Source organism: Marivirga sp., assembly GCF_035704835.1.
Lineage (GTDB): Bacteria > Bacteroidota > Bacteroidia > Cytophagales > Cyclobacteriaceae > Marivirga.
Genome location: NZ_DASSWQ010000014.1, coordinates 46,993 through 63,302 on the forward strand (window position 1 = coordinate 46,993; position 16,310 = coordinate 63,302).

1 protein-coding gene is annotated in these 16,310 nt (G+C 36.6%); it reads right to left on the reverse strand.

Annotated elements, in window-relative coordinates:
• Positions 1-216: 216 nt before the first annotated feature.
• Positions 217-16,296: a fibronectin type III domain-containing protein gene (locus tag VFM92_RS02550; protein ID WP_325120627.1), complete on the reverse strand. Its 16,080-nt coding sequence runs from the start codon at positions 16,294-16,296 to the stop codon at positions 217-219.
• Positions 16,297-16,310 lie beyond the last annotated feature (14 nt).

The following is a 16,310-nucleotide window of genomic DNA, read 5'->3' on the forward strand; positions in this document are numbered from 1 at the left end:
TATATTCAGCTTCAAAAGATGATTTAAACTCTTTTATGCGGAAGTTTTCATAATATCCAGGACAAATATAATAGGATTTGTTCAGTAAATATTTTTCTTAAACCACTATGTCTACTATGAAAAAGAATTCATACACAAATAAAAAATGAGGATTAGGAATTTGAAAATTCAAACAACTAATCCTCATCTATCAAATTTTAGAAATTTACAATTGCATTAATCAGAGACAACAAATTTCATGGTGCGATTTTCTCCATTTTCCCCAAAGATAATCAGATTATAAAGTCCAGTTTTTAGATCTCTGGTATCAATTTCATGTTCCGCTTCTCCCACTAATAAATCAAAGCTATGAATCTCTTTTCCGGTAACATCTATCACTTTTGCTTTTAATCTTTCTCCTAAAATAGCTCCATAACTAATTTTAAGATAATCATAAGCAGGGTTAGGATAAAGCTGTATGTTTAGGTTATCTAGCCTATGCGTATTAGAAGTTACAGTTGGAAGCGTTAACAAAGGAACCTCTACTTCATAAGCTGATTGAATAATAGTGCCATTTTCCATATCCTGCAAGAATGCCACTATGGTGATTGCTTCTTCATCCTCTTCTTTCTGAGCAATAAAAGTGGTAGATAAAGTACCTTCGCCAGCGCTCGTTTCTAATGCGGAACCTTCATTGGTCGGTAACAAGGTTCTTAAAACATTATAATATGATGACATTTGCCCTTCTATATTCACTTCATTATGCAGTACCGCGACAAATAAACGAGTGGTTTCAGGCAGTTCTTCCAGTATATCGTAATCCACATCTATTGTTAATTCATTTTCACTCGCAGAATTAACCGAAATGTCAAGGTTTGCACTGCTTGACCTTAATCTGGCACGACTTACCGCATTTCTTCCCGTATTATTTTCACTAAAACTAAACTCACTATTTAGCACTCCATCAATGGCAAATTGATTATTTGCAGTATAGGCGTCATAAAAATATAAACGAGACAGCATGCTTGATGAATTGCGTTGGTATAAAGCATCATCTTCATTTATTCGATAGTTTATCCAGGCAAAGTTCCCAAAGGTTTCGAAAGTTTGTTTGATAGAATTCATCTCCACTGTATCATGTGGAGAGTTATCATCACCGAAATATTCTACCAACACATTTCTATTGAGGCTTTCAATCACAAAATTGTCAAAAGCAGCCCCATCCGGATTATTAAAATTATCACCTCCATCACTAGCCCTAGACTTAAACTGGAACCTAAAAATAACATTCTCTCTTTGGTCAATAGGGATTTCCTCTAAGGCATGTTTGGCATTTACTGGTTCTATACTTTCAGAATCATTTAATAGAGACCACCCGTTTGCGCTAGAATTGTTACTTATAATATCCCCATTATTATCAATAAAAGTAGTTCCTGGTCGAGATTCAATATCTTCCAAATTATACCATTCCAAACCAGATGAAATGGCCCCTGACACATCTCCTAAAACTACCCAACGCTTTTCAGAATCTTCAATTCTTTTCCCATCAGTAGAATATTCCAAAATCAAGCCATCATTACCTGCAGCTATATCGAGCCATAAATCGAAACTCACCACTGGGCGTTCAATAGTCCTGATATCCATGGCTGGCGAATAAACATAAGACTCAATATTGGATTCATAAGAACCTGAAGCATTGGTAATCCATACCTCATCGCTAGATTCAAAAGTGGAAGTATCTCTAGGAACAGAAAAATCCCATAGCCTTACCGAATCGGTGTCATTTCGAGCAAACCCATCGCTCACCCAGCCTTCGCTTGAACCATCGAAACTATAAACATATCGGTTCGCAAGATTTGCTTCTGGTAAAATGACAATTTTCTCACTTACATTTGCTAAACAGCCATTTCTGGTTAAAATACTAAATTCAACCTCATATCGTCCAGCACCATAATTATTGAAATCTACTGCAACAGTAGTGTCATTTTCCACTGTAAAAGCTTCTGGCCCTAATTCAGTGTTATCACTTATTCTGGTGATAGTCCATTCAGTAGACTTTAATGCGGTTTGATTAGGATTGCCAGTAAAAATGATATCTTCATTACCAAAAGTAGATTTATTCCATCTAAAATCAGGATTAATGATTCTTCTGTAAGTTACAACGGTTGGTGAGCTGACACAAGATGGGTAATCTTCCCCACTGCTGTTTTCATTCAATCGAAATACATAGAACCTTCTGGTATTGCTATTAACAAATAAATCCTCACCTGGCGAAAAAGTAGTGCCTCTGCCGAGAATTGCATCTTGCTCTGTTGTAAAAACATCATTAGCTAGCCAAATTAATTCTTCATTTTCATTGCTACCATTATATCCTATAACCTCAGCATCCTCAACTTCTCCATCTTCAATCACACAAATATCTGAAGATTTTAAAGTTGGTGCATCAGGCTGTTTCCACACCACAAAATCATAAACCTTAGAATTAGTACATCCATTTTGATTGGTATAGGTATATTCTATTTCAATTTTGATTGAATCTTTATTTTCATTAGCAAGATAATCTTGTAAAAGTGTTTGGTTAAATACAAACCCTTCGACATTATCACCTATTAAAAGACTATCAGGTAACCCTACTTCTGAATTTAAAAGCTCAAAATTGAAAATATTAGTATTGGTACCAGAAACTATTGGCTCAAGTTCTAAAGGTTCATCAAAGGAACATAAACTAAATTCAAAACCCTCGTCTTCAAAATTTTCAAACCCTTCAATTTCCAGTTCTGGCAAAGGGTTTACCCTCACGGTTTGGTCTGCTACATTTTCCTGTACATTTTCAGGATTGCTTAAATCTACCGTAGAATATGAAATAGAAATTAAGCTAGGGTTTTCTGCATCTTGATTTTCCGCATAAGCAGTCGCAGGATTAAAAATTGCTGTTAAAGCCCGAATAGAATCCCCATCGACCACATCAATAATATATTCCAAATTTGAAATACCCGGACCATTAATATCTGTTACTTCAAAACCCTCAATAATGGCATCGTCCACTCTAATCTGAATGGAATCGTTCAATTGACAATATTGCACTTGATCCAAATCAGGGAAAATTCTTTCCGCATTGAATACATTAAATGATATAGATGTATCTGCAACACACCCAAATTGATTGGTGTACCTAAAGAATATTTCATGGACATCATTCGGATCAGCAAGAACGGTTAAAGCTAATTGTCTGCTATCCAAATAATAAGAACTATCACTATTTTGAACTACACCAGGACCAAAAAATTCAAAATTCTCTTGTCCTAAAATAGTTGAATTATCTTTTAGATTTGTCGTATCAGGACCACCTAATCCTCTAAGTAGAATCGGGTCTGCAGTATTAGATATAGTAGTAGATTCTTCGTAATCAATAATCGCAATGGGTTTTGGTTTTAGTGAAATAAAGAAAGTATCTGGTTCGCTTACACAGCCACTGGATGCATCAATTTCTTCCACTACCAATATTTCGGTGGTTTCTGTTTCTACCTCCCTGAAGTTGATGAACACTAAGTTTCGGTTATCAACTTCGCCCTCAAATTTATTGCCATCGTCAGCATCCGTAGCATCCTCACCGACAAAATACCAATTAAAAGTATTGTTCGCATCATTCGGAATCATTCTATATCTAACTTCTTGCTCGCCTGAACAAACAATTTCAGAGAAATCAGATCTAGAGAGGACAGGAATATCGTTTATATTTAGAGTAACTGGCCTTGGTGCTGGTATATCCCCACAACCAACTCCATCAAAGAGTACTACTGGCTGAATAGTCAAGTTTGCCCGTCCACTATCAATTTCCTGGGGACTTGCTTTGTAGATCGGATTAAGCACATTTGAAGTCAAGGAATACTCCGTTTGATTTTCGTCATCTTTAAAACCCCAAGTACCGTCATAATTTGCCAGCTCGTTGGCCGTGTTATCAATTCTTTCCCATAAAACGGTAAGGCTATCAGATTCAATTCCGCCTGATACTGTACTATTCAATTGTGTTACAGCAAGTTCATTTCCATTCTCGTCTGTATCTATACAAATCGAGACATTACTACTTGTATTCACCGTTAAGCTTTCTGAAAATCTGATAATAACTAAATCGCTTGGACCATCACATGGATTCAATCCTCCTGGTTCATCTGAGGTTAATTTCAGCTGAATTTCACCACTTACCCCGTCTGCAAAGCTCGCGTAATATTTTACAGTGTCTGGTCTATCTGTTTGAACTGACTTTAAGTTGAAGTCAGGAGAAAAACCACCGCCATTCGTGCTTGGCCCTTGATCTATGGTCCAGGTCCCCTGTTCCACATCACCTATAATAGAAGGACGGTTCGATACTAGATTTTCGTCTTCGAAATCTACAATATTAGTATTGGCACCACAGAGTTCTATCACTCCTATTTCATCCTCATTCTCGGCAAATCCACCTGCATCCACTTTAGATCGAATGAATTTTGTAATTTCTAAATCTGTACCCAGATTGGCACTAGGAACTGTACAAATGTTTAACTCTTCATCTTCTAATGAAACGATAGTGATAGTGTTTTCACCATCATCAGGAGGAGTAACAAAAAATGTTGTACCGCTTACGTAGCCGGGTCGTATAACAGGGTCGTCAGAACCCACCTTATATTCCAATGTATAAACACCTGAACCTCCCACTACATTAACTGAAATTTCTACTTGATTTACATTTCCTAAGTCATCAAAGTCGCAAATACTACTTGAAGCCTGCTCCAATACCAATTGAGCACTGCTAGGCCCTACACTTATCTCCTCATCAGAGGTAGTACTCGCATCTGCTGTATTTCCCTTTTGCCCGCTTTGCTTGTCCAATGTAATCCGACCGGGAATTGTTCCTTCAGGTACGTCAAATGTGATGGTTTCATCATCTACGATTACAAAATCAGCTGTATTAAGGACAGTTCCTTCAGCACCATCAATATTGGTACGGATTCTTGTAACTCCAGTAAAATATTGCCCCTTTATAATAAATTGCCCCCCTACACAGGCACCGTCAATAGGGAAATCATCAATTCTTGGTGGGCCGAAAGTGGTGAATGACCAAATATTATCAGCATTAAATCCAGCAAATGGATTACCTGCCCTATCTACCAGAGCTCCAGGATCAATTTGAATATAATATTCAGTAGAATCTTGCAATAGATTTTCAAATGAATCGAAGTCTAAAATATTGCTTGTATTGTTAGTAAAAGCTGTTCCACCATCCAATACAACCAGAACACTGGAGGTTTTCTTGTCTATAATGGTGATATTATTTGTTCCTTGGCCCGAAACTGGCTCATTCATTTCAATTTTGAAAGTCAAAGAATGAGAAACATTGAATTCACCATTGAATGGGGTAAATGGATCATTTGCTAATTCAGGATCTTCAGTATCAATTGTAATTTCTGTATTTCCATTTAAGGAATTAGCACTTCCTACAGCTGGTAAACCCAAGCTAGCAGAAATCCCAGCTAAATCTTCTATGGCTCCACTATTAAGATCAATACTGTTTATATCTACATATTCAAGCTCCGCTACATCCACTATGGTGGTGCCATTAGAGGCTTCTACAGTATAATTAAAAGTTAGGATTGTTGAATTAGAACCACTTACATATTCAGCATTAGAACCAGTATTTAAAGAAAGTAATGGAGTTCCTGTAACTACAACTGGTTCATCAAATTCAATTGTAATGTCAATTTGATCTCCTGCTGTAAAGAATCCTTGGTCTGGAACGGCTGTAACATTTAAAACATCTGCCGGATCGGAATCCACTTGAATATCAGCGTTATCTTGTAATCTATCCGGATCAGATGGAAGAATTATCTCTGCATCATTGCTTACTAAATCCCGGATATTACCACCATTCATATTGAATGCTGTAACATCTAAGTCTAGTGTGTTTTCACCTGAATTAACACCACCAACAGTGTAAACAAAATTTACTTCATTTCCATTTGTTACGTTTTGGTAATTGGCTTGTCCACCTGAGTTTAAATTTAATGTTGGAGTTCCACCTACGGTTACATCTTCATCAAAAACTAATTGGATATTGATATTGTCACCCGGACTATATAAGCCATTGGAACTTGTAGATACAATCTCAGTAATTCTTGGCTTTTGAGTATCAATTGTGAAAGTTTCAGAAGTATTAGTAATGGATGTATTTCCTACCACATCTGTTGCTCCTGAAACTTCGATCGTTACATTCTGAACTTCCTCCTCAGTTAAATTATGGGTATAAGTAGCAATAAAAACTGTAGCTGAATTCCAATTAGCAGCATCCAAAATTAAATCATCTGACCCTTGCACATTCAAACTTGGAGTTGTGACTTGATCCATATCCTCATTATAAGTTGCAGTAAGAACCAATTGATTATTCGCACGAGTAATTTCAGTATTATCTAAATCAATTGTTACAGTTGGTGAGGTAGTATCAATTTCAATATCCGTATTATCGCTTAAAGAGCCCGCCCCAGCAGTTGCAGGAAGCACCAAATTAGCATTAACACTTGCTAAATCAACTATAGAACCTCCATTCAATTCCAGGCTGTTGATATTGGCATATTCCAAATCCAAAACATCCACAATACTTCCACCTGCAGAAGCCACAGTATAAGTAAAAGTCAATTCAGTAGAATTTGATCCTGAGCTGTAATTAGCATAGGAACCAGTATTTAAAAGTAAGCGTGGAGTTCCACCCGTTTCGTCCACTACCACAGTCTCATTAAAAGTGACTATAATATCAATTACATCTCCTGCCTTAAATATGCCTGATGTTGGATTAGCTGTCACATTTGTCACATCTGCTGGATCTGTATCGATAATAATGTTAGCATTATCTCCTAAGTTATTACCCCCAGGTAAATTCAATATGGATGGGTTTGCTTGTAAATCTAATACTACATTTTCTGAAGGTGAGAAAGAGTTTACAGTTAAATCACCAGTATTTTCTCCAGAATTAACCGATCCAACTGTATAGGAGAAATTCATTTCATTTCCATTCGTGATATCCACATAAGTTGCAACTCCTGTTGAATTGAGATTTAAAGTAGGATTAGCACCAATTTTCTGTACATCTTCATCAAAAACAACTTTTATATCAATGATATCTCCAGGACCATAAATTCCTGATGAAGTTGAAGTGATTACAGTTATACGCGGCTTTTGAGTATCAATATCAAATGAGGCAGAAGTATTGGTAGTTGCAATATTGCCCACTTCATCCGTTGCACCGGTAATTTCTATCGTAATATTAGATATTTCTTCTTCAGTTTGATCATGGGTAAAAGTTTCAACATAAGTTCGGTTATCTGACCAATTCCCCACATTATCTTTATCTAAGTTATTTGGCAGGTTAAAAGAATAGGCAGGATCTGAACTCATATCCATATCCTCATCATACACAGTTGTAACTGTTAAGACCAGATCATTCAAATCAACCATTGAAATATCTAAATCAATGGTGAACTCAGGACTTCTAGTATCAATCTCAATGTTTTTATTGTCGCCTAAAGAATTACTGCTACCAATAGTTGGTAGTGTTTGATCAACTGGTACTGAAGCCGGATCGATGATACTTCCCCCGTTTAATTCTAGGCTGTTTATATCATTATATTCCAAGTCTGTAACATCGAATAACGTAACTCCATCTGAATCTTGCACCGTGTAATTGAAAATTAATTCTGTAGAATTTGAACCGCTTGTATATTCTGCATAATCCCCAGTGTTTAAAGCAATCCGTGGGGTATTAGTAACAGTAACTACCTCATCAAAAGTCACAACTATTTCAATATTGTCTCCTGCCTTATATTTGCCATCAACATTAGTAGAAGTAACATTTGTAATTACTGCTGGGCGAGTATCAATTACGATAGCCGCATTATCGCTTAATTGATTAGGTACAACAGGCAAAGTCAATACCGATGGGTTGTCAACCAAATCCAATACTTCATTTTCCGATGTAGAAATAGAAGTAACATTTAAATCTAAGGTGTTTTCTCCTGAATTAACTGCTCCTATTGTATAGATGAAATTAAGTTCATTTCCGTTGGTAATATTATCAAAAGCAGCAGTAGCACCAGTATTTAAAGTTAAAGTGGGAGTCGTTCCTGTTTGTTGAATATCCTCATCAAAAACAACTTTTATATTTATTTGCTCACCTGGACCATAAGTACCGTCTGCAGTAGATGAAACTATTTCAGTAATTCTTGGACTTTGTGTGTCAATATTGAAAGTTTCCGAATCAGCAGTAACTGTGGTATTTCCAACCGAATCTGTAGCTCCAGTAATTTCAATAGTCACATTATCAAATTCTTCCTCTACTGTTAAATCATGTTCAAATTCAGCTCGATATGTTTGATTGTTAGTCCAACCTCCTGATTGAAAACTAATATTACTACCATTACTAAACGAAAAGCCAGGAGCGCTAAGTTGATCCATTACTTCATTGTAATTAATTATCAATGTGAATGTAGGGTTCACTTGGCTAACCGTATTAGGCGTTATGCTTGTGCTAGCGATTTCAGGACTTTGGGTATCAATATCAAAAGGACCGGAAGTATTGGTAACAGCCGTATTTCCAACTTCATCAGTGGCACCACTAATTTCAATGGTAATTCCCGTTAATTCTTCCTCTGTTCCATTATGGGTAAAGGTTTCCACATAAGTTGTGTTATTCGTCCATGCCCCTACGTTATCTTGAATTAAATTAGTTCCTTGACTTATTGCGTATGAAGGATCGGTAGTCATATCCATAGCCTCATCATAATTAGTCGTAACTGTTAAAGTTAGGTCATTAAGATCAACCATAACAATATCTAAATCAATGGTAAACTCTGGATCTCTAGTATCTATTTCAATGTCGGTATTATCACTTAATGAAGTGCCACTGCCAATAGTTGGCAATGTTTGATCCACAGGAACAGAAGCTGGATCAATAATACTTCCTCCATTCAGCTCTAGACTATTTACATCTTCATATTCTAAGTCCACAACATCAAATAAAGTAATGCCATCTGAATTTTGGACTGTATAATTGAAGGTTAATTCATTAGTACCAGAACCACCTGTATAATTCGCATAATCACCAGTATTTAAAGCAATGCGAGGAGTATTCGTAACGGTAACGATCTCATCGAAAGTAACCACTATTTCTATGCTCTCACCTGCCTTATATTTAGGTTCTAAACTGGTGGAAGTCACATTGGTAATTTCAGCTGGGCGGGTGTCAATTATGATTGCTGCATTATCGCTTAATTTATTAGGCGCAGCAGGCAATGTCAATACCGATGGGTTGTTTATCAAATCCAATACTTCATTTTCTGAAGTGGAAATTGAGGTAACATCTAAATCCAGTGTATTTTCACCAGAATTAGCAGCTCCAATTGTATAAATAAAATTAAGTTGATCTTGATTTACACCAGTAATATTATCGAATACAGCAGTTGCCCCTGTATTTAGAGTTAATGTTGGTGCAGTTCCTGTTTGTTGAATAGCTTCGTCAAAAACCACTCGAATATTGATTTGCTCGCCAGGACCGTACGTACCATCTGCAGTAGTCGTCACTATTTCGGTTATTCTTGGGTGTTGAGTATCAATATTAAATGTTTCTGAATCAGCCGTAACGGTAGTATTTCCCACTGAATCAGTGGCGTCAGAGATTTCTATGGTTACATTAGCAACTTCTTCCTCTACAGTCAAATCATGTTCAAATTCAGCTCTATAGGTTTGATTATCAGACCAGCCACCTGATTGCAATATAATATTAGCATCACTAGGTAGGAAGCTTGGAGTACTTGTTTGATCCATTACTTCATTGTAATTAACTATCAATGTTAATGTAGGATTCACTCGACTAACCGTATTAGGCGTTATGCTTGTGCTAGTTATTTCAGGACTTTGGGTATCAATTTCTATTTCCTTGCGAGTCGATAACTCATCTGCAGCATCAGCTGGTAGTGTTAAAATTGCATCATTTAAACCAGCATTTTTGATTGTTGCATCTTCTAACCTAAATCCAGTTACATCCAATAAGGCTGCATTTTCAGTTGCTAAAACGGTGTAATTAAATGTCAGTATATTATTGGCTGCATTATCAAATACAGCTATACCATTTGAATTCAAATCTAATTCTGGTGAGCCTAATGCATCATCAACGGTAAGATTTTGATCAAAATGAACTTCAATGGTAATGACATCATTAGCCTTATAAATTCCAGTAGTATTAGTAGCTGTAATGAAATCTATTCTTGCTCTGGTGGTATTAATGGTGAAAGGATCTGTCTCGGCTATATCCATAATATTACCTGCCACATCCTCAGCATCTTCAATAATAATTTTATCAGTGATATTTTCTTCAACTCCTAAGTCATGCGTAAATGTGACGGTGTAAACTGTATTACCTAAACTCCAGACTCCATCTCCATTTTCAATTAGGTTAATTGAATTATCGGGAGTAAAACTAGGATCAATCGCACCATTCATTTCCTTATTGAATGTAACTGTTAATTCAATGGTATCATCAGTTCTATTTACTAAGGCAAGATCTAAATTAATATTGTCTGCGATAGGGTTCTCAGTATCAATTGAGAATAAATCAGCTTCATTAACAGCATCTAATGAATTGCCATATTTATCAAAAGCATTGGAAATTGAAATATCAATATTCTCCATTAGTTCATCTTGATCTGCTAAATCAAAATAGAAAGAATAAAAAGTACTATCAGCAGACCATCCACTATTGCCATTTGGGCCTGATAAGCTATTTGTAAATAATGGATCTTCACCAACTGTAGGGAAATCAATATCAGGAATGATTGCATCATCCATTTTCTCATTAAAAGTGACCTTAATTTCAAGCGCATCATTTCCTACATCTGCTCCAGATAATAAAGTAGGGATAGCTGTTATTTGATCAATTTCAGGTTTGGTAACATCTTCAAAATCATATTGCCTAGAAAAAGAAGATGCATTTTTATTAGCTGAGTTGGTAAAGACAATGTCACTTATATCCAATTGAAAAGTTACAGGTGCTAAATCGATATTTACATTATCATCTACATCCAAAATCAAGAAATAATTTTTGGAATCAGAACTAAAGTCTTCAGTTAAACCTGAAAAAGTAATGGTGGTTCCTCCAGTTATATTAAGTGTACTGGTAATTGATGATTCATCACCATCATAAATATTATCAGGAGAAGCAACTAAGCGTAAGTTATCTACTAATCCAGTTATGTCTTCATCGGTTGTGAATACAATTTCGTTTACTTGAGAAGTACCTAAAGCTGCAATTTCAAATCCTAAAACTGCTTGATCGGTAGAACTACTTTGTAGTGTCCCCGCATTTAATCCAGCAGTTAGTTCTGTTAAACCTACTGTTGGATTTACTGTAACTGAAGTTGAAGACAAATTAAAAAGATTAGCTCCATCCGTTATGGTTAAGGTTCCATCACCACTGCCCTGGTAATTAAAAGTTGCAGGGAACTCAAATTCACCATTAGTGAAACTTGGAGGCGAGGGTAGGTTATCCATCGTAATAGCACCTGCATTCGTAATGGCAAAAGTGCCATAATCTAAATCTAAATTTCCATTGGCATCTTTAGCCTCCACTACTGCTTGAGGGGAAACATTTTCACCAGCGTTAACTGTTCCTGGGGGATCTGTTGTAAATTCAAATGCTGTTGCTAAAACTTCAATTTCGTTATCGGTTTCAGATGTAGTGATTGTAGGTACAGGAGCAAATTCACTACCTGAACGAATTGTTATATTAGCTGGATCTAATTCAAACACAAGGTTTTTCAAGTCTATCTCTTCTGAAATGGTCTTTTTCAGTCTGATTTGCAATTCGAGATTAATTGATCCTCCATCCGCAAGAAAACCAAAATGAGTTGAAATATTATTATCGCTATTCCCAATGGTAACTTCTATTTGATTGGATCCAACACTAATGGTTGCAGGGAATTCCGTACTATTATTGGTATTGATTACTTTTGCATCTGCTAATATATCATTCCATGAAGCAAAGTCATTGCCAGTACCAGCTGTAAAAGTAAAGCCTGAAATTTTCGTATCTGCGCCATCATCACCCACATCATTCATATCAAAATCCATCACGGTAATGAAGTTTGCTAAATCATCATTATCATTATTCACAGAAGAAATTGCTGAAGCAGCACCTACTAAAGTGAGTGTATTTGAAGCTTCAACAGGATCAGTAGTAATATCTATTGAGACAGATCCAAAATCATAGCAATAAGTACCTGATTTGTAAGCATAAATATCAAAATAATATTGGGTACTTCCGCTTAGTTCAGTAATGGTAACACTTGTGCCTTCATTGGCATATACAATTTTATTTCCGCTGGTGCCATCACCATCAGCTGCTGCTAAAAAGCTAGATGTGGCAATATCCCCAGTTCCTCCATCTTCAAAATTATCACCATTATTAAATGTTAAATCTACAGCAGAACCTTCTTTTGCTACGATTAAGTATCTATCAGCACCTGTAACCGCTGTCCAACTTAAGTCCACCGATACTGCTGTTACATTTGCAGGCGCATTAAAAATGGCTTCTGACTCAGGCGGTTCACAAACCGTTGTTTCTGAAAGTGTAACTGCGGTAGTATTATAGCAGAAACCACCTCTAGTCGGGTTGTACTCATAAATATCGAAACTGTAAGCAGTATTTTCATCAAGTCCCGTAATGCTTGTAGAAGTACCATTCCCGTCATAAACTGCAAAATTGCCAGTCCCTAATTCTTGTCCAGATCCAAACTGACTATTTTCATTATAATCAATATTAGAGCTTGGAGCTTGAGCAGAAGAACCAGACTCTCGAGCTAAGATCAACACATTCCCCCCGCCTTGAATTGTCCAAGTGAGTGCTATCTCATCAAATGCATTTACAGTAATGGAAGTGTTATTTACTTCTGTTATGGCTGGATCACATAAAGTAGTTTCCATAATAGTTTCTCCTACATTCTCATAACAGAAACCATTATCATTGAACAGATAAACATCAATTGAATATTCTTGATAATCATCCAGTCCCGTTAAGGTAAAACTAGTACCAGTTCCTTCATAAACAACATAATTACCACTAGCTCCAAACTGATCACCTGAGCTAAATGCAGCATTTGCAGTATAATCCTGTCCGTCAGTAGGGGCCGTTTTTGTTGAAGTGCTTAATCGAGCTACCGCTAACACATTTAACCCACTGGCATTAGTCCAACTAATGTCCATTTGATTTACGGCAACATTTGAAGTGGCTAAGTCCGCTACAGTTTCCGTTGGATCCACACATAAGGTAGTTCCTGATCTCAATGGAGGAGTGTCATTATTGTAATTGTAAGTTTCATCTACAGCAACACCTCCATCATCAAGATAAGTATATGGAAGTACTTTAAAAGTGTAATCAGTATCAGCATCTAGACCTGAAATATTAACTGTAGTTGCATTTTCATCATCAACATCCACATAAAATACCTCGCCTACACCTGTTGGGTAAGTTTGATTATCAGGATTTACTCCATTCTCCAAAAATGAATCATCTAGCTCCGAATTTGATTTTGTATATAAAACGAGATAACCTGCAGCTCCAGTAACTGCAGTCCAGTTCACTGTTATTTCTGAATTTGAAATAACAGCAAGATTAAAAGTACCATCATCCGCAACATCAGCTCCCCCATCAGCAGGAGCTTGTAAAGTATAAAAATCAACATCAGGTTTATCCGTTATATTATATCCAATGGTTGCGTCTTCAGCAGCATCTTTATTATATGGAATAATTGAAAATTTATATCTAGTAGCAGCAAGTAAGCCTGTAACAGCCACTTCTGTTGCAGCAGCTTCTGTTATTTCAACATAACTAGGTAGGCCTGTCTGCACTGCAGGCAAAACACCATTTTCAATCGTTGATAAATTAATAATTCCAGGAGCAACATATTCCTCATAATAGATTAAAAACCCACCATCATCTGAAAAACCCGGAATATTAGTAGTGTAATCATCTAATAAAAAAGTAAGGCTTTCTGCTGTTGCAGAATCTTTAACAAATCCAGTTACAGGGTCGGGAGGTAATGTTGCGCTCGTAAACACCGCTTCTCTTTTTGTGTTGCTGGCTGTATTATAGTTATAGGTTTCAGGCACAGGAATGCCCCCGTCTGTAGCATAGGAGTATGGGATAATTCTAAAACTATATTCTGTTTTGGGATTCAAGCCTGTTATTTCAGCTTCTAGGGTAGATCCTCCATCTACATATTGAAAACCTGTTGCTTGACCGAAATCCCCTGCATCAGAATGAACTACACCATCGGTAACACCATTCCCGTCAGGATCATTATTTCCAGTTCTATATAAAATTAAATAACCATTTGCACCCGTGGATTCATCATAACTTAGTGTGATTGAACCATCTGTTTTACTTTCATAATTTAAGTTAGCTATGTCGTCAGATGGCTGTGTTTGTAATGTCCAGTGAGTGGCGGTAGGAGCATCACTTTTTCTATAATGAAAAGTTTCCTCATTTATACCATCAGAATTATAAATTGGCAATATGAAAGAATATTGTGTTCCAGGATTTAATCCCGTTGCACTAATCGCAGTTGCACCATCAATTGTTTCGAATACAAAATTATCCCCGGCAATCTGTCCGTTTGGCAAATCTCCATTACTTAAATTTGTTAAATCTTCTGGTGTATCCCCAGTTTTAAAATACAAGACATATCCACCATTGTCAGGAAATGTATAACCACCAAAAGTAAATGCAATACTACTAGTTGAATTATCATCAAATTGAAAATTATTTACTGGCGAAGTAGGCTGATCTGCTAATGTATAAGCTGAAATCAACTCAATTCCAGGAGTTTTATAATTATATGTAGTAGGCTCATCAGCCGAATGTGAAAATGCAATAATTCTAAAACTGTATTCAGTAGCTTCAGTCAAACCAGTAATTGTAGGATTTGTTGAAGCTGAGCTTTGTACAAATTGATAACCATCAGCGTCTGTAAATTCGCTTCCATCTGTACTTTTAGTTCCATCAACCACTCCCGTGGCATCAGGTGCAGTATTGCCAGTAGCATATAAAATTAAATACCCATCCGCATCTGGTACTGCATCATAAATAATGGACATTTCAGTTACATTCGGAATGTCCCTTGCAGGATTTATCGGGTCAGTAGTAGGTTCATCTGCCAAAGTATAAGCCGATAATTCACTATTAGTAGTTACATTATAATTGGTAGTCAATGGATCAATTCCAGTATTATAAGGAATAATGACGAATGAATATTCTATACCTGCAGACAACCCAGTAATATCTTGACTAGTACTTGAGGAGCCAGTTCTTACAATATTGTTACCAAATGGCTGTGAATTAGGTTCAATACCTAATTCAACTTCAGTTGCAGGATCGGGGGCTGATGATCCCGTGGCCCAAAGTATCAAATATCCATCATTATCAGTGGTTTCAGCCGTCCATTCCAATTCAATATTGTTATTTCCCTTGGAGCGAACGCCAAAGTCTGCAATAGCATTGGATGTAACTGTTTCTAAAGTGTAAGTAGTTAAGGTGGTATTCCCTGTTAATTTATAGTTCGTTGTAGCTGGATCTGAACCAACATTATAAGGGATAATCCTGAAAGAATAATCTGAGTTAGCAGTTAAGCCATTAATAGTAGTTGAGGTGGTTGAAGCATCTTCAATTAATACCTGGTTTGCATATGAAAGAGAAGCAGGAGCAGTCCCTAGATCTAAATCCGTTTCATCAGGAGCTGCGCCTCCTGCAGAATAAACGATTAGGTAACCTGTAATATCTGTATTTTGAGCTGTCCATTCTAGCGTAATGCTGGTAGTAGTCGCGGATTGTCGCTGAAATCCTGCCACAGCGGTTGAGGTAACATCTGAATAAGTCCAAAATGAGCCCTCGGTACTAGTTGCTGTTTGAGTGTTATCTACAGTCTCTTCTGCATATAATTCATAAAAGTATTGCGTTTCAGCAGAAAGTCCTGACAAAGTTTCATCAACAGCTTGAGTACCGTTTAAACCTGCTAATGTAATTGCAGGATCTGGAGCTTGACTAGTTAAGCTTCCAGAGGTAGTTCCATAATTGAAATAATAATCTACATCAATAGCACCAGAAGTAGTTATTTCACCATTAAGCGTTACTCCTTCATGAGTTATGTTAGTCACAGCATTAACAGAAGTACCTGTTAATTGAGCATTTGATTTAAATCCCAACAGCAATGATGCACTAAAAAATATCAGTAAAAACTTCTTCATATTATAATCTCCTT

Bases quoted from the DNA above. Each gene is read 5' to 3' on its own strand.
- VFM92_RS02550 (WP_325120627.1), bottom strand. From the start codon at position 16,296: ATGAAGAAGTTTTTACTGATATTTTTTAGTGCATCATTGCTGTTGGGA.